The organism is Rhizobium sp. BR 250, assembly GCF_047445855.1.
GTDB classification, from domain to species: domain Bacteria; phylum Pseudomonadota; class Alphaproteobacteria; order Rhizobiales; family Rhizobiaceae; genus Agrobacterium; species Agrobacterium tumefaciens_I.
In genome coordinates this window covers 90,165-110,552 of record NZ_JARWKW010000006.1, presented here as the reverse complement: position 1 = coordinate 110,552, position 20,388 = coordinate 90,165, and the positions used below count along the sequence as shown (strand labels likewise).

The 20,388-nt window shown below is 60.5% G+C and carries 19 protein-coding genes; 10 read left to right on the top strand and 9 right to left on the bottom strand.

Annotated elements, in window-relative coordinates:
- Positions 1-49 precede the first annotated feature (49 nt).
- A complete protein-coding gene (locus QD336_RS11560) occupies positions 50-1,402 on the top strand; it encodes an LLM class flavin-dependent oxidoreductase (protein WP_499170751.1) in 1,353 nt (450 codons plus the stop codon).
- A gap of 16 nt (positions 1,403-1,418) precedes the next feature.
- Here QD336_RS11560 and QD336_RS11555 read toward each other — a convergent pair whose 3' ends face one another.
- The 7 genes from QD336_RS11555 to QD336_RS11525 all read right to left on the bottom strand — a co-directional run bounded on the left by QD336_RS11555 (position 1,419) and on the right by QD336_RS11525 (position 8,699).
- Positions 1,419-2,390, bottom strand: a complete 972-nt coding sequence (locus tag QD336_RS11555; RefSeq protein WP_499170750.1) for a LysR substrate-binding domain-containing protein — start codon at positions 2,388-2,390, stop codon at positions 1,419-1,421.
- Positions 2,391-2,427: 37 nt separating this feature from the next.
- A complete protein-coding gene (locus QD336_RS11550; protein ID WP_499170749.1) occupies positions 2,428-3,666 on the bottom strand; it encodes an acyl-CoA dehydrogenase family protein in 1,239 nt (412 codons plus the stop codon).
- 69 nt (positions 3,667-3,735) lie between these two features.
- Entirely contained in the window at positions 3,736-4,791 is a 1,056-nt protein-coding gene (locus QD336_RS11545; RefSeq protein ID WP_003524705.1) for an aldo/keto reductase, read from the bottom strand.
- A gap of 18 nt (positions 4,792-4,809) precedes the next feature.
- Complete coding sequence (locus tag QD336_RS11540; RefSeq protein WP_499170747.1) at positions 4,810-5,745, bottom strand: ABC transporter ATP-binding protein; 936 nt, start codon at positions 5,743-5,745, stop codon at positions 4,810-4,812.
- Positions 5,723-6,721, bottom strand: coding sequence for an ABC transporter ATP-binding protein (locus tag QD336_RS11535; RefSeq protein ID WP_499170746.1), 999 nt, complete (start codon positions 6,719-6,721; stop codon positions 5,723-5,725). The genes QD336_RS11540 and QD336_RS11535 overlap by 23 nt, the downstream gene beginning before the upstream one ends.
- Positions 6,718-7,713, bottom strand: a complete 996-nt coding sequence (locus QD336_RS11530; RefSeq protein WP_269342690.1) for an ABC transporter permease — start codon at positions 7,711-7,713, stop codon at positions 6,718-6,720. The genes QD336_RS11535 and QD336_RS11530 overlap by 4 nt, the downstream gene beginning before the upstream one ends.
- The gene (locus tag QD336_RS11525) at positions 7,710-8,699 is read right to left on the bottom strand and encodes an ABC transporter permease (RefSeq protein WP_499170745.1); all 990 of its coding nucleotides are present in this window, start codon (positions 8,697-8,699) and stop codon (positions 7,710-7,712) included. The genes QD336_RS11530 and QD336_RS11525 overlap by 4 nt, the downstream gene beginning before the upstream one ends.
- A 269-nt stretch (positions 8,700-8,968) precedes the next feature.
- Here QD336_RS11525 and QD336_RS11520 point away from each other — a divergent pair, with 269 nt between their 5' ends.
- From QD336_RS11520 to QD336_RS11510, 3 genes are all read left to right on the top strand, one after another.
- The gene (locus QD336_RS11520; protein ID WP_499170744.1) at positions 8,969-10,576 is read left to right on the top strand and encodes an ABC transporter substrate-binding protein; all 1,608 of its coding nucleotides are present in this window, start codon (positions 8,969-8,971) and stop codon (positions 10,574-10,576) included.
- A gap of 69 nt (positions 10,577-10,645) precedes the next feature.
- On the top strand, positions 10,646-11,677 hold the full coding sequence (locus QD336_RS11515; RefSeq protein WP_499170743.1) for an ABC transporter substrate-binding protein: 1,032 nt from the start codon (positions 10,646-10,648) through the stop codon (positions 11,675-11,677).
- On the top strand, positions 11,674-12,852 hold the full coding sequence (locus tag QD336_RS11510; RefSeq protein ID WP_269342695.1) for an acyl-CoA dehydrogenase family protein: 1,179 nt from the start codon (positions 11,674-11,676) through the stop codon (positions 12,850-12,852). The genes QD336_RS11515 and QD336_RS11510 overlap by 4 nt, the downstream gene beginning before the upstream one ends.
- A gap of 57 nt (positions 12,853-12,909) precedes the next feature.
- Here QD336_RS11510 and QD336_RS11505 read toward each other — a convergent pair whose 3' ends face one another.
- Positions 12,910-13,980, bottom strand: coding sequence for an LLM class flavin-dependent oxidoreductase (locus QD336_RS11505; protein ID WP_269342696.1), 1,071 nt, complete (start codon positions 13,978-13,980; stop codon positions 12,910-12,912).
- Positions 13,981-14,366: 386 nt separating this feature from the next.
- On the opposite strand from QD336_RS11505, the gene QD336_RS11500 reads away from it, so the two are divergent.
- The 4 genes from QD336_RS11500 to QD336_RS11485 all read left to right on the top strand — a co-directional run bounded on the left by QD336_RS11500 (position 14,367) and on the right by QD336_RS11485 (position 17,183).
- Positions 14,367-14,984, top strand: a complete 618-nt coding sequence (locus QD336_RS11500) for an alpha/beta hydrolase (protein ID WP_269342698.1) — start codon at positions 14,367-14,369, stop codon at positions 14,982-14,984.
- A gap of 141 nt (positions 14,985-15,125) precedes the next feature.
- On the top strand, positions 15,126-15,323 hold the full coding sequence (locus QD336_RS11495; protein WP_269342700.1) for a hypothetical protein: 198 nt from the start codon (positions 15,126-15,128) through the stop codon (positions 15,321-15,323).
- Between the two features lie 318 nt (positions 15,324-15,641).
- Positions 15,642-16,187, top strand: a complete 546-nt coding sequence (locus tag QD336_RS11490; RefSeq protein ID WP_499170742.1) for a flavin reductase family protein — start codon at positions 15,642-15,644, stop codon at positions 16,185-16,187.
- Positions 16,188-16,238: 51 nt separating this feature from the next.
- Entirely contained in the window at positions 16,239-17,183 is a 945-nt protein-coding gene (locus QD336_RS11485) for an acyl-CoA dehydrogenase family protein (RefSeq protein WP_269342704.1), read from the top strand.
- A gap of 37 nt (positions 17,184-17,220) precedes the next feature.
- On the opposite strand, the gene QD336_RS11480 is transcribed toward QD336_RS11485, so the two are convergent.
- The gene (locus QD336_RS11480; RefSeq protein ID WP_269342705.1) at positions 17,221-17,670 is read right to left on the bottom strand and encodes an RrF2 family transcriptional regulator; all 450 of its coding nucleotides are present in this window, start codon (positions 17,668-17,670) and stop codon (positions 17,221-17,223) included.
- 306 nt (positions 17,671-17,976) lie between these two features.
- On the opposite strand from QD336_RS11480, the gene QD336_RS11475 reads away from it, so the two are divergent.
- Both QD336_RS11475 and QD336_RS11470 read left to right on the top strand, forming a co-directional pair.
- Positions 17,977-18,978 (top strand): LLM class flavin-dependent oxidoreductase, encoded by a 1,002-nt coding sequence (locus QD336_RS11475; RefSeq protein WP_269342707.1) that lies wholly within the window; start codon positions 17,977-17,979, stop codon positions 18,976-18,978.
- A gap of 23 nt (positions 18,979-19,001) precedes the next feature.
- Positions 19,002-20,342: an LLM class flavin-dependent oxidoreductase gene (locus tag QD336_RS11470; protein ID WP_269342709.1), complete on the top strand. Its 1,341-nt coding sequence runs from the start codon at positions 19,002-19,004 to the stop codon at positions 20,340-20,342.
- Positions 20,343-20,388: the final 46 nt, after the last annotated feature.

The following is a 20,388-nucleotide window of genomic DNA, read 5'->3' as shown; positions in this document are numbered from 1 at the left end:
TCCTCACCTTCGGTTTCAAGTGCGTCAGAGCGAATAAGAGGTGATTTCCATGAGCAGAAAATCCGAAAAGCTGGTTCTCAATGCGTTCATCTATCCGGGCGGACATCATGAGGCGGCCTGGCGGCATCCGGATTCGGAGCCGCATCGCGTCACCGATATAAAGCTCTATCAGGATATCGCCCGCAAGGCCGAAGCGGCGAAACTGGATGCCATCTTCTTTGCCGATGCGCCGGTGCTGGATGTCAATATCCGCTACGCCGCCCGCCACCGGCTGGAACCAATCACCATGCTGGCCGCTCTTGCCGCCGTCACGGAAAAGATCGGTTTCATCGCCACGGCTTCCACCACCTACTACGAGCCTTATAATCTCGCGCGGCTGTTCGCTTCCGTCGATCACATCAGCGGCGGCCGGGTGGGCTGGAACATCGTAACGACTTCGGTCGATGCGGCGGCCGGCAACTTCAATCTCCAGAAGCATCCGCCGCATGCCGACCGTTACCGTCAGGCCATTGAGTTTGTGGACGTGGTGACCAAGCTCTGGGACAGCTGGGAAGACGATGCCATCGTCGCCGACAAGGAGAGCGGCCTTTTCGCCGAGACCGACCGCATCCATCCCGCCAATCACGACGGTGAATTTTACCGGGTGCGGGGTGCGCTGAACGTGCCGCGTTCACCGCAGGGCCGGCCGGTCTATGTTCAGGCCGGCTCCTCGGAGGAAGGGCGCGGCTTTGCCGCCCAATATGCCGAGGCGATCTTTACCGCGCATCAGACTCTGGAGAGTGCGCGGTCTTTTTATTCTGACATCAAGAGACGTGTTGCGGCTGCAGGGCGCAATCCCGCCCATGTGAAAATCCTGCCGGGCATCAGCCCATTCATCGCTTCCACGGAAGAGGAGGCACGCAGGCTGGAAGCGTCCTTCAACGATCTCATCCAGCCGGCCTTTTCGCTCGGGCAATTGCAGCGCATCACCGGCATCGATCTTTCATCGGCCGATCTAGACCAGCCGCTGCCTCAGGAGGCCGTGGAGGCGACGCGGGCGCAGGCGGATAGCAGCCGTCATCAGCTGGTTCTTGATGTCATCGACCGGGAAAACCCGACCATCCGGCAATTGCTGCACCGGCTTGCCGGCGGGCGTGGCCACAAGGTGATTTCCGGAACGCCGGAACAGGTGGCGGACTGGATCGAGACCTGGTTCCGCGAAGGCGCGGCCGATGGCTTCAACATCATGCCGCCATGGCTGAATGGCGGGTTCGATATCTTCGTGGACGAGGTGGTGCCGATCCTGAAGCGGCGCGGCCTGTTCCGTGAGGATTACGAAGGCGATACGCTGCGTGATCATTATGGCCTGCCACGACCGGACAATATCTACGCGGCCAGAGAGTTGCAAAGGGAACGCGCCTGAGGTGGGACGGGCGTGTTCAGGCGGCGGCTTCAAGGGAGCGCATATCCTCGCGCAACAAAGCGAGTAGAGATGCGACCTCCGGCAGCCGCCGCCTGTCAGGACTGGTCAGCAGGTGGTAACGGCTGGCGGTTGGCTGCGGTGCGCCGAAGGGGGCGATCAGGCGGCCGTTTTTCAGTTCTTCCGAAATCAGCGAATGGCGCGCAAGACCGATGCCGTGGCCGGATGAGATTGCTTCTATCAGCGCCGTCTGCCGTGAAAAACGTGGGCCTGTCGCTGAAAGCCGGAGCGGAATGCGGCAGGCACGCAGCCAGTTTGCCCATTCGAAGGCCGGGTCCAGGCCATTGCCGCGCAACATCGTAAAACCGAGATCCCGCAATTGGGCGGGCTCGCCTGCAAGCGCATGGCGGGCTGCGAATTCCGGAGTGCAGACGGCGCTGACGGTATCGGCGAAAAGCGGCTCGTGAATGAATCCCGGAATTTGCGTGTGGGTTGCAACGATGGCGCAATCGGCATCGAAATGGGTGAGGTCGATGGTTTCGCCCTCAAGGGATTCGATGGAAAGCTCAACGTCTCCGAGGGCCGGAACGATGCTGCCCAGCCGTGGCGCCAGCCAGCGGGCCGCAAAACAGCCCTCGGCCAGTACCTTAAGCTGCGGCCGGGCGTTCGAAACCATCAGATCGGAAAGACTGCCGATCATGGTCTCGAAAGCATCGGCAAGACCGGGATAAAGCGCGCTGCCAGCGTCTGTCAGCAGCAATTCACCGCGCTGGCGGCTGAAGAGCGGCTGGCCGAGATGGGTTTCGAGAATGCGGACCTGCTGGCCGATGGCGGCGGTCGAGACATGTAGTTCCTCCGCCGCCCGCGAAAAGCTGGCATGGCGGGCGGCCACGACAAAGGCGCGCAGGGCCGTCAGCGGCGGCAGCCGGGAAAGTGTGGGCAGGCGAAAAGCCGCCCGGCTCGCGGCGGGAGCGGCAAATTCCGTTCTCATTGCTGTTCCTCCTTTGCCGCCTGCATCTTTCGCACGGTCAGAACACCCGGCCTTCCCTGAGATGCGTCGTGGTGCCATTGAGGTAATAGTCACCGATGACGCGCGCCTTGTGGGCAAGCGGATTGTGATTGTAGACCGTGCGGATATTGCGCCAGTGGCGGTCGAAATTCCGGTCGCTCGATGTCGCCGAGCCGCCGCCGAGTTCGTAAAGATTGGTGGCGACCGTGAGCGAAAGCTGTGAAGCGATGATCTGGGTTCGGGCGGTGGCCAGAGAACCTTCCAGCAGGGCCGCTTCGATCGCCTCTTCATCGCCGGTGGCGAAGGCGGCGGCGGTGCGGTCGAGTGTTCGAGCAGCTTCGCGGATCAGGGTTTTCACCGCGAAGGCGCCGGCGCTGATTTCGCCGAGGATTTTCTGCACGAAGGGGTCCTGATTAGCGGTTTCGGCGCTGCTGTGAAGTGTCGTGCGTGCCTGACGCAGAACATATTCCACGCCGTCATTCAGCGCGCCCTGAACAGCGCCGGCAGCGGACGCGGCGAGATGCAACTGCCGCATCGCAGAACTGTGACGGCCGATCTGGGTACCGAGCTTGCGGGTCGTCAGCTCATGCGGCAGCACCTCGACATTTTCGAGCAGGACACCGCCGCTCGCCGTCATGCGCTGGCCCATGCTGTCCCAGTCGTCGAGAATGGTGATGCCTGCACGATCAAGCGGAATGAGCACGCCGATCGGCTGCTCGTCGTCACCAATGGCGCTGAAGGTGCCGAAATCGGCAAAGGCAGTGCCGGTCGCATACCATTTGCGACCGTTCAGCCGGTAGCGGTCACCATCGGCGCTGAGCCGCGTGGTGATTTCACCGGGGCGCTTGGTGCCCTGTTCGGTGCTGGCGCCCGCAAAGAGCTTGCCGGCGAGAACATGTTCGAGATGCCGCCGGTCCTCCAGCTCGATGGGCGCGAGAGCGAGGTTTTCGGTGAAATTGAAATGGCTGCGAAGCGCGTGCGGAATATTACTGTCGGCTTCGCCGAGGATCATCAGGACCTCGATATAATCGGAAATCGAGCCGCCCGGTCCGCCCTTGGCTTCGGGAACGCGCAACGTGCCGATCTTCGCCTCCTTGATAAGGGCGAAGATGTCGAAGGGCAGTTCCCGCTGGCGCTCGCGGCGGGCGGCATCCTGTGCCGCGATAGCCGCAATGTCCTTTGCCCGGGCCAGGATCTCGTCCCGGCTCGGTACGCCGGAATTGTCGGTGGTGGTTGTCTGCAGTTTCGGATTGGACATTGCGGTTTTCCCGTGAGCGGATGTGATAGCCTGCGGCACGGCGCGCCGCAGGCATGTTCGTCTGGACGATCAGGCGACCGCGCGCGGCTTGAGGGCCGGGCGGTGTGCGGGCTCGAGATTGCGCGGCACGCGGCCCTCGACGGGGTGGCTCGGATCGTTGAAACCGGGTGTAGAGGGGTGACCGGTCGTGACGAGGCTGTCGACCAGCGCTTCATCCTCTGCATCGATCTTCACATCGAGCGCGCGGATATATCCGTCCCAATGCTCTTCGGTGCGCGGGCCAGTGATGGCGGCGGTGACGAACTTGTTGTTCAGCACCCAGGCGAGCGCGAAATCCGCTGCCGAAACGCCCTTCGAAGCGGCATGGGCCGCGACCTTCTGGGCGATCTCAACCGATTCCGGGCGCCATTCCGTTTCCAGAACACGCTTGTCGCCACGACCGACGCGGGTATCGGCGCCCGGCTGTTCGCCCGGCTGATATTTGCCCGTCAGCACGCCGCGTGCGAGCGGCGAATAGGACACGACACCAAGGCCATAATGGTTGGCCGCCGGCAGCTGCTCGGCTTCGGCCGTGCGGTTGACGATGTTGTAAAGCGGCTGGCTGGCAACGGGCCGGTCGATGCCGAGCTGGTCGGCCAGATGCGAAATCTCGGCGATACGCCAGCCACGGAAATTCGACACGCCGAAATAGCGCAGCTTGCCGGCGCGGATGAGATCGGCAATGGCGCGCACCGGTTCTTCCAGCGGCGCATCGAAGACGGCGCGGTGGAAATAGAGGATGTCGATATAGTCAGTGTTGAGGCGGCGCAGCGAATTTTCGACGGTCTCGATCACCCATTTGCGGGAATGGCCGCCAAGGTTCGGCCCCTTGGTATGGGAATTGACGAATTTCGTGGCCAGAACCCAGTGATCGCGGCTGGCCTTGATGCCGCGACCGACGACTTCTTCCGACTTGCCGTCGTGATAGACATCGGCGGTATCGATGAAGTTGATGCCCTGTTCGCGCGCCTTGTCGATGATGCGGAAGGCCACGTCATCCGGTGTCGGGCCTCCGAACATCATCGTGCCGAGGCTCAGCGGTGAAACTTTCAGCGCGCTGCGTCCGAGATAGCGATAGTCGACCATTATGGTTGCTCCTTCAAGTTATTGGGCATGGTGGCAGGCCACGGCGTGGTTTTTGCCAAAAAGGGTGTAATCCGGCGCTTTTTCGCGACAGAGATCGGTGGCGAGCGGGCAGCGTGTGTGAAACCGGCAGCCGGATGGCGGATCGTGCGGGCTCGGCAGATCGCCGGAAATGGGTGCCGCCTGCTTGCGGCGGGCGGGGTCCGGAACGGCGGCGAGAAGCGCACGAGTGTAAGGATGCTTCGGAGAAGCCCAGAGTTCGGATGTCGGTGCGCTTTCCACGATCTTGCCGAGATACATGACCAGTACCCGGTCGGAGAAATAACGCACCACCGACAGATCATGGGAGACGAAGAGATAGGAGAGCGAAAGCCGCTTCTTCATCTCCACCAGAAGATTGAGGATCTGCGCCTGTATCGAAAGATCGAGCGCCGAGACCGGCTCGTCGCAGACCACCAGTTCCGGTTCCAGAACCAGCGCGCGGGCAATGCCGATACGCTGGCGCTGACCGCCGGAAAATTCATGCGGATAACGGTCGAGCGAATCCGCCGGCAGGCCCACCTGCGCGACGATGGCTTCAACAATCTCCCGCTGGCGTGCCCTGTCTCCGATGCCGTGCACCTTCAGTGGCCCGGTAAGGATGGTGCGCACCGTCTGGCGCGGATTGAGCGAGGCGAATGGGTCCTGAAAGATCATCTGGATGCGGCGGCGGATGCCGCGCAGTTCCGATGCCGTCATTGCCGTGACGTCAGCGCCCTTGAAGGTGATCCTGCCGGAAGACGGTTCGACCAGCCGCATCAGCGATTTGCCGAGCGAGGATTTGCCGCAGCCGGATTCGCCCACCAGTGCAACGGTCTCGCCCGCCTCGATATCGAGCGAGACATCATCGACGGCGCGAACCGTGCCGCGTCCGCCCGTATAATGGGTGGAAAGACTATGCACCGACAAGAGCGCCATTGGGTACCTCCTGGGATGTGGGAGCAACGAAGGGGCAGGCGGCATAACGGCCGTCTGAAACCTGCCTTAGCGGCGGTACATATTGCCCGCAGAAGCCACGGGCGCTCGGACAGCGCGGTCGGAAAGCGCAGCCGCGTTCCCCGGTGGCGGAAACGATGGAACCGGGAATTTCAATGAGCGGTCCGTCGCGATAATGCTGGCCATCTTCCGCCCGCGGCGAGGCGGCAAGCAGGCCGCGCGTATAGGGGTGGTAGGGGTTGGAGAAAACCGGTTCCGGCAGCCCTTCCTCCACTTTACGGCCGGCATACATGACCATCACCCGGTCTGCCCATTGTGCCACGATACCGAGATCGTGGGTGATGAGGATGACGGCCATGTTGAGATCGCGGCGCAGATTGTCGAGCAGTTGCAGGATCTGCGCCTGTATCGTGACGTCAAGCGCGGTCGTCGCCTCGTCGGCGATCAGCAGTTTCGGATTGCAGGCGACGCCTATGGCGATCATCACACGCTGGCGCATGCCGCCGGAAAGCTGGTGCGGATAATCATCCACCCGGCGGCCGGCATCGGGAATGTTGACGAGGTCCAGAAGCTCGATGGCGCGTTTGCGGGCCTGATGCCGGTCGATCTTCTCATGGATGCGCAGCACCTCGATGATCTGTTCGCCGACCGTCAGCACGGGGTTGAGCGAGGTCATCGGCTCCTGAAAGATCATGCCGATATCCCGGCCGCGAATGCCGCGCCATTGCCGCTCGGAAAGCGGCAGCAGGTCGCGTCCTTCGAGCAGAACCCGGCCACCGGTCTTGGCGTGGGAGGGCAGGAGGCCGATCAGGCCAAGCGCCGTCAGCGATTTGCCGGAGCCGCTTTCGCCGACGATCGCCAGCATTTCGCCGGGGCTGACATCGAAACTGACGCCTTTGACCGGCTGGGTTGAGCCGAAGCTGACGGAGAGATCATGGACTTCGATCAGTTTGCTCATCGGCGTTCCTCCGAAAAACGGGGGTTGAGCGCATCGTTGAGGCCATCGCTGATGAGGTTCAGCGAAATGACGGTGAAGACGATGGCAAGGCCGGGAAGGGCGGTCAGATACCAGGCCGTGCGGATGACATCACGGCCGGAACCGATCATCGAACCCCAGGAGACACGGTTGGGATCGCCAAGCCCCATGAAAGACAGCGCTGCTTCCATGAGGATCGCGCCCGCCACCATAACCGAGGAGGTGACGATGATCGGCGGTAGCGCATTGGGCAGGATTTCCTGAAAAACGATGCGGGCATGGCCGTAACCCAGGCTGCGGGCGGCGAGCACATAATCCTTTTCGCGGATGGCGCGGAATTCCGCACGGGTAAGACGCGCAACGAGCGGCCAGGTGATGATGCCGATGGCTGACGTGACCGTGGTGACGGATGGCTGGGCGATGGCGACGAGCACCACCAGCAGCACGAAATTCGGCAAGGTTTGGAAGATTTCGATCAGCTTGACGAGGATATCGTCGATGACGCCGCCGAAATAACCGGCGAAGGCCCCGACGGCGATGCCGATCGTCAGGCCGATCAGCGTCGCCACGACACCGACGGTGAGCGATATGCGCGCGCCATGCACGATGCCGGCCAGAACATCCCGGCCCATGGAATCGGTGCCGAGCGGGTAGGCGGCATTCTGGCCGGGCCACAGGAACGGGCGGGCCACCATTTCCAGGGGATCACCCGGATAGATCAACGGGGCGATCAGTGCGGTGACGATGACGGTCGCGAGAAACAGCAACCCGACGATGGCGTTGGGATTGGTGAGGAAGATTTTCAGTTCGCGTCGCAGGCCGCGCCGCGGTACGGAGACGGAACGGGCTGAAAGCGCGTCCGGCGCATGGATATAGGGCCAGGCCTTTTCTTCAGGCTTCTTCGGTTTGGGATTGGTCTCTTCAGCGCCGAGTTCGGCCGTGTCGAGAATTGCTGATGTATGGGAGGAATTCATCGGCTTTCTCCGATGCGGGGGTCAAGCCATGCCTGCAACAGGTCCACGGCCGCATTAACGATGATGACGACGAGGGAAGAGAGAAGCAGTATGCCGAGCAGCACGCTGAAATCCCGTGCCATCACGGCTTCGAAGGCGAGGCGGCCAAGGCCCGGCCAACTGAAGACGGTTTCGACGACGACCGCGCCGCCGAGCAGGCCGCCAATATGCATCCCGGCCATGGTGGTGATGGGGATGAGCGCATTGCGCAGGATGTGGCGCGTGGTGAGCCTGATCGGCGAAACGCCCTTGGCGCGTGCCGTGCGCACATAGTCCTGCGATTTCACCTCCAGCATTGCCGCGCGGGTGAGGCGGGCATAGATGGCCAGAAAATAGAGCGCCAGCGACAGGGCGGGGAGAACGATGTAGCGCGACCTGTCGAGAAAGGCTGAAAAGCCGGTAAGACTGCTGCCGATGGTGCTGTCACCACCGGACGGGAGCCAGCCGAGCTTCACCGAAAAAGTCAGGATCAGCATCAGGCCGATCCAGAAACCCGGCACGGAATAAAAGATCAGCGAGCCGATCGAAATGATCCGGTCCGGCAGCTTGCCGGAAAAAAGCGCCATGATGGAGCCGAGGAACACACCGACGAAGATTGCGATGCCAAGGGCCGCTCCCATCAGGGCAAGCGTGCCCGGCAGTCGCTGGCCGATAAGGTCTGTGACCGGCATGCCGTAGCGCGGTGAAAAGCCGAGGCTGAACTGGGCCAGATTGCTGAGATAATTCATCAGCTGGTGCAGAACCGGCAGATCGAGCCCAAAGCGGGAGCGGATTTCGGCCATGGTCTCGACGGTCGCCGAACCTGCTTCCGCCGCCAGCACGTCGGCCGCGTCGCCGGGCGCCAGCTGCAGCAGGAAGAAGTTCAGGATGACGATACCGAGAACCGTCGGGACGGCCTGAATGGCCACCCGTTTCGCCTGCGATAAAATCCTTTTCGAATTTGACATCGGCTCCAGTCCGCAATCGTGAAAACATAAATCCGCCGGTGAAGGCATGGACATTAGTTGACTAATTTTATGGAATTTGTCAAAGAGTAATAGAATTATTTTCTGAAATTTACCGAATTATGCGCCTTAAAGAAAAGATAATTCCTGATTTTGAGAATGATTGGTGCTTCATCCCAATCTCGCTCTCGTCTGCAGAACAAACTTCTTCCTAAGCGCAGCCATTCAGTTTCGCCGGTTCGTCGCCGGTTCAATCAAGGAGAGGGTATCGCATGACTATTTTCAACCAGACGACGCGGCGCGGATTTCTGCTGGCGTCGGTGGCGCTCGGCGTGGTGTCGTTGCCGGGGCTGAAGCTGCAGGCGGCGGAGCCTGCAAGCGGCGGCACGGCCACCCTGCTCATCTCATCGGAACCGCCGGTGCTGACGACGATCGCACACACGGCCTATAATTCCGTCTATATATCGCCAAAGGTCACCGAAGGTCTGTTGACCTATGATTTTGATCTCAATCCCAAGCCGCTTCTCGCCAAATCATGGGAAGTGAGCACGGATGGCCTGCGTTATACCTTCAAGCTGCGGCCCGGCGTGAAGTGGCATGACGGCAAGCCTTTCACATCCGCCGACGTGGCTTTTTCCATCAACACCATCAAGGAAGTGCATCCGCGCGGTCGCAATACATTCCTGAACCTTACCGCCGTCGAGACGCCGGATGAGCTGACGGCGGTACTGGTTCTTTCCAAGCCCGCGCCATACCTGATCACGGCACTTGCCGCCGCCGAAACGCCCATCGTGCCCAAACATCTCTATGAAGGCACGAAAGTGACCGAAAATCCGGTCAATCTCGCGCCCATCGGCACCGGCCCGTTCAGGTTCAAGGAGTGGGTGCGCGGCAGCCATATCGTTTTTGAGCGCAATGCCGATTATTGGGATGCGCCTCGCCCATATCTCGACAAGCTGATCGTCCGTTTCATTCCGGATGCGTCGGCCCGCGCGATTGCCATTGAAACCGGCGAGATCGATCTCGCGCCGAGCACGCCGGTTGCCTATAGCGATCTCGACCGTCTGAAGCAGCTGCCGAGCCTCGGCTTCGAGACCAACGGCTATCAATATACCAATTCAATCAGCCGCGTGGAGTTCAACCTCGAAAAGGATGTCTTCAAGGATGTGCGCGTCCGGCGTGCCTTCGCGCATGTGATTGACCGCAACGTCATCTTCAACACGGTCAATTTCGGTTATGGCGCGACGATCACCGGTCCGATCAATCCGAAGCTGACGAAATGGTTCGTGGATGATCTGAAGACCTATCCGATCGATCTGAAGGCTGCCGAAGCGCTGCTCGACGAGGCCGGATACAAGCGCGGTGCCGATGGCATCCGTTTCAAGCTCAATCTGGATTACGTGCCGAGCACCGAAGCCTATCCGCGTGGCGCGGATTATATCCGCCAGGCGCTGGCAAAGGTCGGCGTGGATGTGACGGTGCGCACGCAGGATTTCGCCACCTATACCAAACGCATCTACACGGATCGCGATTTCGATTTTGCCTATGAGGGCATGAGCAATCTCTTCGATCCGACTGTCGGCGTGCAGCGGCTTTACTGGTCGAAGAACTTCAAGAAGGGCGTACCTTTCTCCAATGGTGCGGCTTACAGCAATCCGAAGGTGGATGCGCTTCTCGAAGCCGCCGCCATCGAGATCGATCCGGACAAGCGCGTGGCGCAATGGAAGGAAATCCAGCAGATCCTCGTTGAGGACGTGCCGGCCATCGACATCGTCGCGGCACCGGAGATCACCATCTTCAACAAGCGTATCGCCGATCACACCATCGGTGCCGAAGGTGTGGCGGGAAGCCTCGCCTTCGCGCATATCGCCGCGTCCTGATCGCCTCGCCAGACCCGGTTCGCCCTTTGCGGCGGGCCGGCCCCTTTCCCTTTCATCGAGGCCAAAGCCATGAGCACGACACTTTCTGAAATCTGGTACACGCGCTGCCCGGTGCCGACCCCCGTGGGGCTGGCGGCGCAGTTGGGTTATCTCGGCGAGACCTTCGAGGAGGTCGGCATATCGCTGAAATCCATCATCGATTCTCCGGATCGCTCGGTTCGCCTGAGCCATTTCAACCACACGCTGGAATGGTCCTTCCGCCATGGTGGCAATGTGCCGCCCATCCGTGCCCGCTCGGAAGGGCGCAGTACACGTCTTGTCGGTATTACCTGGACGGATGAATTTCAGGCGATCATCACCCTGCCGGAGACCGGTATCCGCTCGCTTGCCGATCTTGTTGGCCGTCGTTTCGGTGTGCCCCGCCGGCCGGAAGGCATCGTCGATTTCATGCGGGCGACGGCGCTGAAGGGCATCGTCTCCGCACTTTCGCTGGAAGGGCTGACGGTTAAGGATGTCGAGTTGACGGATATCGTCATCAAGGATTCGGTGCTGGCCTCGCAGGAGGGGCCGTCCCTTTTCGGCCTGAAGCGCCGGCAATCCTTCGGTGAGGAGATCATCGCGCTGCTGCGGGGCGAGGTCGATGCGATCTTCGTCAAGGGAACGGCGGGTATTGCCGCCGCCAATCTGATCGGTGCGGTGCAGGTGGTGGAATTCGGTTTTCACCCCGATCCGAAAATACGCATCAATTCCGGTTCGCCCCGGGTGCTGACGGTGGACGGACGGCTTGCCGATGAACGTCCCGATCTGGTGGAACGGCTGGTTGGCGCCATTGGCAAAGCCTCGCTCTGGGCGGAGCAGCATCCGGAAGAGACACGTCGTTTCATCGCGCGGGAGGCGGGCGCCACGGAAGAACAGGTTCTGGCCGCCAATGGGCCGGAGGTTCACCGCCACCTTGGCCTCGGCCTTGATGCGGACCTTGTGGCCGCTGTCGGCCATTACAAGGATTTCCTGCATCAATGGGGTTTCCTTGAAAACGACTTCGATCTCGCTGCGTGGATCGACGCCCGTTTCGTGACGGCAAGTGAGAGGGCGGTGGCATGAGTGGTGCTCTGTCTGCCGTTTCGCGCCCGCCGGGACAGCAATCCAGCCCCGTGGCCATCGCAACCGCGCTGGCCGAAGATTTTAGCCAGACGGCGGCCGAACATGACAAAAGCGGCGAATTCGCCGCCGGCAATTTCGAAGCGCTTTTTAGGTCGGGTCTGCTCGGCCTTGTGACGGCCGAGAAAGATGGCGGTTGGGGTGAGGGCATGGAAACGGCGCATGCCGTCATCGCGGCCATTGCCAAGGGCGATCCGTCCACCGCACTCATCCTTGCCATGCATTACAGCGTTCATGCCGCAATTCGGCGCGGCAAATGGCCAGCCGCTCTTTCAGCAAAGGTGCTGGCCGCCAATAACAGGGAGCCGGCGCTTTTGAATAATGCGCAGGCGGAACCGGGTATCGGTTCACCCGCCCATGGCGGCCTGCCAGAAACGACGGCCCGGATCGAGGGCGATGTCTGGGTGGTCAATGGCCGCAAGAGTTTCGTCACCGGCCTGCCGGGGCTGAAATGGGCGATCGTGCTTGCCGTGACGACAGAAGAAACGCCACGCCTCATCCAGCTTCTGGTGCCGCTCGACGCGCCGGGCATCGGCCAGGAAAAGGCATGGGAGGCGACCGGCATGTACGCTACCGCGAGCCATGATCTTATCCTGGAGGAGGTGAGGGTACCGCTTGCCGACATCGTTGCCGAACAGCCGGCGGATGAGCCGCTGCGGCGTGATGAGGCCGATGGTTATAATTTCTTCGTGCTGCTGGCATCCGTTTATCACGGTGTGGCACTTTCGGCGCGGGATGATCTGCTGCGTCATCTGAATGGCCATGTTCCGGCAAGCCTCGGTGCGCCGCTCTCCTCCATTCCGCGTATCCAGGAGGGTCTCGGCCAGATCGAGGTGCTGTTGGCTGCAAACCGTCGTCTGCTTCTTTCCGTCGCCCGGGATATCGATGCGGGAGAGAGGGTGGGCACGGATGCGCTGGCCGTTCGCCATGTGGTGATCGACAATGCCGTGGCCGTGACCGATCTCGCGCTGGAACTCGGTGGCAATCGCGGTCTGCGGCGGGATTACAATCTCGAACGCCATCACCGTGATGCCATTACGGCAAGGGCGCATGCGCCGCAAAGCCACATGATCCGCACGATTCTCGGCCGCCAAAGCATCAAGGCGGCAGGCGGCTGATCGGTTAAAACGCCGGGCGGCCTTGTCTCGGCAAGAGCGCCCGGCATAGTCTCCTCATCAATCCCGCAGCAGCGGCAGCAGCCTGTCGCCCTGCCGCTCAATCTCCTTCAGATAGGGCGTGTCGGAAAGCACGAAATGGGTGATGCCAAGCGCGCGGTATTTGCGAAGCGACGCGGCGACATCCTCCGCCGAACCCACCAGCCATGTCGTTGCGGCACCGCCGCCGCCGAATTTGCCGGGCGCCGTGTAAAGGTTGTCGTCCAGCACATCGCTCTGGTGGTGCAAATCCAGCAGTCGCCGCTGGCCGACCGCCACGCCTTGCAGATGGTCGTTCCAGCGCACGCCGTTATTTGCAGCCATTTCGGCGACCTTCGCTTCGGCGTCGCGCCACGCCTCGGCCGTCGTCTCACGCACCAGCGTGGTAATCCGCAGGCCGAATTGCAGCGGCGGCAGGTCGCGGCCAAGCGTTTTGCTGAAATGCCTGAGCCTTTCTATCCTTTCGCGCACGCCAGCGAGCGGCTCTCCCCAGAACAATTGCACATCGGCCTCGGTTGCGGCGACCTGTTCGGCCGCTTCGGAGGCGCCGCCGAAATAAAGCCTGGGATGCGGCCGGTCGGCGCGTGCGTCGATACGAGGCAGGACGGTGGAATTTTTCACCCGGAAATGCTCGCCGTCAAAGGTGACATTTTCCTCCGTCCAGAGCCGGCGCACCAGCCGCATGAACTCTTTGGTGCGGGCATAACGCTGCGCCTGGTCACCTTCCTCGTCGCCATAGGCTGCAAGTTCGTCCCTGCCGGAGACAACATTGATCCTTACCCGCCCACCGGAAAGCTGATCGAGCGTGGCGGCGGCCGAGGCGAGGTTGGCCGGTTTCCAGTAACCGGGGCGGATGGCAATCAGCGGCTCGAATGTGGTGGTACGCGCCGCAAGGGCGGCCGCCACCGTAAAGGTGTCGGGCCGGCCCCAGCCGGTACCGATCAGCGCGCCCTTCCAGCCATGATTTTCCAGCGCCCTGGCGTGGCTGGTCAATGTATCGAGGCTGTTATGGTCGTCGCTGACGGCATCGCCGCGATGGCCGGCTTTGACGTCATTGGGAATATACCAGAGAAATTCACTCGTGCTGCTCACATCATCCGCCTGAATTGTCGGTTTGTCGCGCGGAGGAGGGGGCCGCCGTCGCAACGTCCGGTTTGGGAGGCGAAAACCTCCGATGGCAGGAGAATGGCAAAGCTGCGTCGTCGCGGCCAAGCAGCGGCGTTTCTTTTGGCGTACGACGGCGGAAAAGCTTTGCTCAGACACGGCCTATATTGCACATATTTTCCATGTAAAAAATTGAGATAAAAGATTCCGTTTTTGGGACGATGCAAAAGCCTATGAGAACCCATTTTCTACGCTTCCAGCATTAGGTGGGTTGATTTTTCCGAAGGCTAGCAAAGGTGAGCAAGGCAATAGTCGACGGGAATCGCGTAATTCACCATTCTTGGTACACACCGCCCGCAAACTACGGAGTAGGCATGTGTACCACCTTGATTGTTCCCGGTCTGAACGGTTCGGATGAGGGGCATTGGCAGCGGCACTGGTTGCTGGATGATCCTCAGGCTCAGCTGGTCGATCAGGACAATTGGCAATGCCCGGTTCTCGAAGACTGGGTTGACCGTCTTGAGGTAGCGTTGGCCGCGGAGGAAAGCGCCTATATCGTTGCCCACAGCCTCGGTTGTCTGCTCGTGGCGAATATGGCGTCACGACCTTCGGCTGCCAAAATCAAGGGCGCGCTTCTGGTTGCCCCCGCCCATCTTGATCGCGTGGAGGCGATGCATCCCTGTATCGTCCGGTTCGGCGCGTTTCCGCAGCAACCGCTAGCATTTCCCAGTCTCGTCGTGGGCAGCATGAACGATCCCTATATGAACCCTGAAGAGCTGGCCCACACCGCCGCCAACTGGGGAAGCGACCTCGTCAATCTCGGCTCCGTCGGGCACATCAACATTGCCGCGGGCTTTGGCAGGTGGCCCGGCGGCTATGCGCTTTTCGACCGTCTGAAAGCGACGGCTGAAAAGACCACGACCGGATCGAGAGTGCACGGATTGTCCGCGATACATGGTGCGCATCTTCAGGGTGACGCTGGCGCGCTCTGAAACGGAATTTTTCCTGCCGCCGCATCCTTGGTCCACCTTTGCCCACGATGCATCAATTATAGAATAGTAATTTTATGGAAAATATTGACGATTTTTGTCGATCGCCGGAGGATAAGGGAGAGTTGAGCAAAGGAGGCGCACATGCCGCAGGGACTTCATGCGTTTACTTTCGATCTGTTCGGTTTGACCAGGCGTCAGCCCCGTGAAGAAGAACAGCTTCATCTTTATCCGCTGGATCATTCCGCGCGGATCAGGCCGGAGAAAAGCGATCTCGAGCTTGAACGCGAAGAGATTTGCGAAATGAACTTTGCGATGTTCGGCCTCTATCCGGTCTTCTGATGCCGGGTGGCAGGGGATTTCCGTTTCCCTGCGCCCAAGGCCGATAGGTGGAGATAAACACTCCTTGCCGCAGGGAAATTGGAACGAAATTTCTTAAATATGCGGTGGAATTGGTTAGGCTTTCATCGTCGGCATTCCGGTCAGTCGCACCTTCGGCCTGCGGCGTGGATGAGAACCAGGCCGGGTTCCAAAAGCAAGGTACAGGGCAATAAAACATTATTTCTATAGACTATCAGCATTATGAAAAACGATGCCTGTTTCACACCCCGCCGCCGCTGCTAGCTATTGAACAATTCAGCCGTTTTCAGGAGTGACCCGATGACATTGCAATATGCGGCCAAGGATCAACAATTCATCAATCTGCGCGATCCGGTTTCCGGCAAGGCGGCGGATGCCGACAGCCTGAAAGCGGCGCTCAGGACGCTGGGCGGCGGTGTCAGCGTAATCACGGCGGGCGAGGGGGACAAGCGCACCGGCGCGACGGTAACCTCGGCCACCGCCCTTTCAGTCGATCCGCCACGAATTCTGGTGGCGCTCAACCGTTCCTCGTCCACATGGCCGGTGGTGCAGCGTTTCGGTCATCTCGCCGTCAATATCATCGGCGCGAACCATCAGTTCGTTGCCAACCAGTTTGCCGGTATCGGTGGTCTGAAAGGCCCGGACAGGTATCGTGGAGCGGAATGGACGCGGCTGTCTAGCGGTGCGCCTATTCTTGAAGACGCCGTGGCGGCGATCGATTGCACTATCGAAGAGGCGATCGAGCGGCATAGCCATGTCATCGTCATCGGCAAGGTGGAGGCGATCCGTATCGGCTCCGGCCATTCGCTGCTCTATCAAAACGGTCGTTATCATTCGCTGGACTGAGCGTCGGTCGTTCCGGCGCTTTCACTTTGTCATTCTTTGAGGGAGTTGAGCATGGGATCCGTCACGCCTCTCGGCGAAAGACTTCGTTTCGTTCCTCCACGCCTCGGCGCGGATGTCGATGTATTGGCCGTTGCCCGGACGATCGCCGAAAAATGCGCCGTTGAAAGTGTCGGGCAAATCCATGCGCGCATTGCCCGCTCCGGTCTTCTCGCTCTCTCGGTTCCAACGGAACTGGGTGGGGCGGATATCACCAATGATGTTCTCTCACAGGCGCTTTCGATCATTTCCGCAGCCGATGCCGGGGCGGCAAATGATCTCGTCGAACATTTCACCGCGCTTGAATTCATCCGGAATGCGGGCAGCGAGGACCAGCGCAGGAGCCTTTTTGCCCGTCTCGATCTTGGCGAGACCTTCGCGCTGGCATCGCCCGGCGCGGGTCCGGACCATGCGGTTCTGGTGACGGATGACGACTACGCCCTGCGGCTCCCCGATGACGTAGCACGATCGGTCAGGGCCGATGCGGACTGGATCGTCGTGCCGGCCGTCAACACTGCGGGGCAACCCTTGCTTATCGTGCTGCGCAATCGCCCGAATACCTCATGGGAGGGCCTGTTGCGTGCCGATCAGGTGGTGTTCCTTGCCCAGGGCGCCGGAAATCTGGCTGCTTCCGTCTCCACCCTGTTGAAAGCTGCTGTGGCCCTTGGGCAGAAGCAGCGGGAGCTTTCAGCGCTTCTGATCGACAGGCTCGCCGATGAAGGCGCGACGCGGCCCGTCATAGGAGAAATATTCCTCACCATTGAACTGCTGAAGGCGCAAATCTCCAGCCTTGCGACCAATATCGATGCGGCGCAGGTGGGGTCGGAAAACGTCACCTTCCGTTCGGTTCGCAACAATGCCATCACGCTTGAAATCCTGATGGCGCGCCTTGGTCTCATCGAAGGCGTCAGCGAATCCGGGTTGATCGCATCATTGGGCGACGATCTGCGCCGGCAGTAAGCTTTGCGCCGCCCGGTAACATGGGCGGTGCGAAATCCTATTCGCCGGCCGGAATGAAGCGGGCGTCCTGCCCGCCCTTGGCCACGAATTGCGCGAGTGTCATATTGTCCAGAATGGTCGCGATGGCGTCGCGCACGTCGGTCATCGAAACCCTGACCTGACAGTTTTCTGGATCCTCGCAATCGTCGCAGGCTTCAAAAGCCGTGCGGCTTGCGCAGCGAATGGGGGCCAGAGGCCCATCGAGCGTGCGGATGACCTGTCCGATCATGATCTCGGACGGCATTTTCGAAAGCGAATAACCGCCATTCGGCCCCTTCTTGGAGCGCAATATGCCGCTGTTGCGCAGCTCCAGAAGGATAGTATCCAGGAATTTTTTCGGAATATTGTTGCGCTTGGCAATCTCCGTCACAAAGGCGGTCTCTCCCTGGGGCAGCTGCGCCAGATCGACAAGAGCCTTCAATCCGTATTTGCCTTTTTTGGTCAACATCGCCTGATCCGAAAAAAAGAGTCGGCAGGTTTACACTGCCGGATGATGGTGTTTTCAACTTACTAAGTAGTTTTTACCGAATTCCAACGCAAGCCCGTTTCGTGCCGGTTGCGCGCCGAGAACGGTTTCGATCCGGTTATTTCCGGCTTGTATGTCCCCATTGTGGATTGCTTTGCCCGCCACACCCTCTGAAAGCGGGAGGGAAAACAATATTTTCTCTCATCGCCTCGCAACGTGGAACGAACGTTCTTTATTAGAATATAAAATCAGTAGACAAAGTATGCATTAAAGACACGCGAGGTGACGATGTATACGCTCAGTTTGCTGGATAAGAGCCCGGTTCCGGCGGGCGAGGATGCGGCGAGCGCATTCCGCGACACGATCAATCTTGCCAGGCGCGCCGAAGAACTGGGTTACCACCGCTTCTGGGTGGCTGAACATCACAATTCGCCGGAGCTTGCCAGTTCCGCGCCAGAGGCGCTGGTGGCATGGATTCTGGCGAAGACCTCCCGTATCCGTGTCGGCTCGGGTGGTGTCATGCTGCAGCATTATAGCCCATACAAGGTTGCCGAGGTTTTTAACGTCCTTGCCTCGCTGGCACCCGGCCGGGTCGATCTTGGTATCGGCAAGACGCCGGGTGGGTTGCCGCTGGCAACTTCGGCCTTGCAGCAGGCCTATGATCCCGCCCGCAAGCCGGATTTCGAAACGGCCTTCGGTGAGCTCACGACATTCCTCGCCGGCGCCGCGCCGCAGGGCCATGCCCAGCCCGGCTTGCAGGCAACGCCCGCGCCGCCGGTTGCGGCGGAGAGATTTCTGCTCGGTGCGAGCCCGCAAAGCGCAAGGCTTGCGGCTTCGAGAGGGTGGAATTTCGTTTTTGCCGGCCACCTTAATGGTGACCCGGAGGTTCTTCGCCTCAGCCTGTCGGCTTTTCGCGAAGAAAGTGGCGGAAACGCCCCGATCCTCGCTTTGTCCGCCTTCGCAGCCAGCGATCCGGATCACGCGGCAAGAGAGGTCGAGGGCCAGCGCATCTACCGGGTATTTCTGAGCGATGGCAGGGCCTTCAATCTCGGTCGCCGGGAGCAGGCGGAAGAATTCGCCCGCCAGTCCGGCGACAGCGATTATCGCATCGAGGAGCGCAAGCCCAATGTCCTGCATGGCGGGCCGGAGGATATTCACCGGGCGCTGCGCGCGCTTTCGGAAGAACATGGCATTGAGGAATTCATCATCGAACCGCCGCATGTCGGCGCCGATCAGCGGCTTGCCTCTATCGAACTCTTGGCCACGCATCGCCTGTCCCGGGCGGCGTGATTTTGTCCTCAGGAGAAAATGACATGACGAGAAAGAAAATCCGTTTCGGAATCATGCTTCAGGGCCCTGGTGGGCACATGAACGCCTGGCGGCACCCCAAGAGCCCGGTGGATGCCAGCGTCAATTTCGACTTCTTCAAGAAGACCGCGCTGAAGGCCGAAGCGGCCGGCATCGCCTTCGCTTTCGTGGCGGACGGGCTCTATATCAACGACAAATCCATTCCGCATTTCCTCAACCGCTTCGAGCCGCTGACCATCCTCTCCGCGCTCGCTGCCGTCACCTCGAAGATCGGCCTCGCGGGTACAGTTTCCACTTCCTATAGCGATCCCTTCACGATTGCCCGCCAGTTCGCCTCGCTCGACCTTCTGAGCGGCGGCCGGGCCGGATGGAATGCGGTGACGACGCCGCTTGAAGGCACGGCGAAAAACTACAGCCGCAACCACCCCGAACATGCGCTGCGTTACGAAATCGCCGACGAATATCTCGAAGTCATCAAGGGGCTGTGGGATAGCTGGGACGACGACGCCTTCGTGCGCAACCGCGAGACGGGGCAATTTTTCGACCGCGCCAAACTCCACACGCTCGGCCACAAGGGCCGTTTCTTCCAGGTGGAAGGCCCGCTCAACATCCAGCGTTCGCAGCAGGGGCAGCCGGTGGTGTTCCAGGCCGGTTCCTCCGATGCCGGCATCGGCCTTGCGGGCAAACATGCGGATGCCGTCTTCACCAATTCCGCCTCGCTGGAGGAAAATCAGACCTTCCTGAAGCGGGTGAAGCAGAGCGCCGTCGCGCAGGGCAGATCCGCGAGTGACGTGAAGATTTTCCCCGGCATTGGCCCGATTGTCGGCGAAACGCAGGAGGAGGCGGAGGCGAAATACGACGTCATCCGCAACCTCATTACCATCGAGGATGCGCTCGCCTATCTCGGCCGCTTCTTCGATCATCACGATTTCAGCGTCTATCCGCTGGATGAGCCGTTCCCCGAGCTCGGCGAGATCGGCAAGAACAGTTTCCGCTCGACGACAGACCGCATCAAGCGGCGGGCGAAGGAAAAGAACCAGACGCTCAGGGAAGCGGCACTGGAGGCCGCAACGCCGCGCGAAGGTTTCATCGGTACGCCGGACAAGGTGGCGGACGAAATCATCCGCTGGGTGGAACATGATGCGGCTGATGGCTTCATTCTCGGTTTCCCGGTCATTGCCGAAGGGCTGGATGATTTCATCCGCCTCGTCATCCCGGTGCTGCAACGGCGCGGTTATTTCGATCCGCATCTGGAAGGCGCGACGCTGCGCGATCATCTTGGCCTGCCTTTCAAGGAAAGTGTCTATTCCGGCGGCGAATCCAGCGCGGACAAAGCCATCGCATAAGGTCGTGGCCGGGCGGCGGTGATCGCGGCCCGGCGCAGATTTCAAG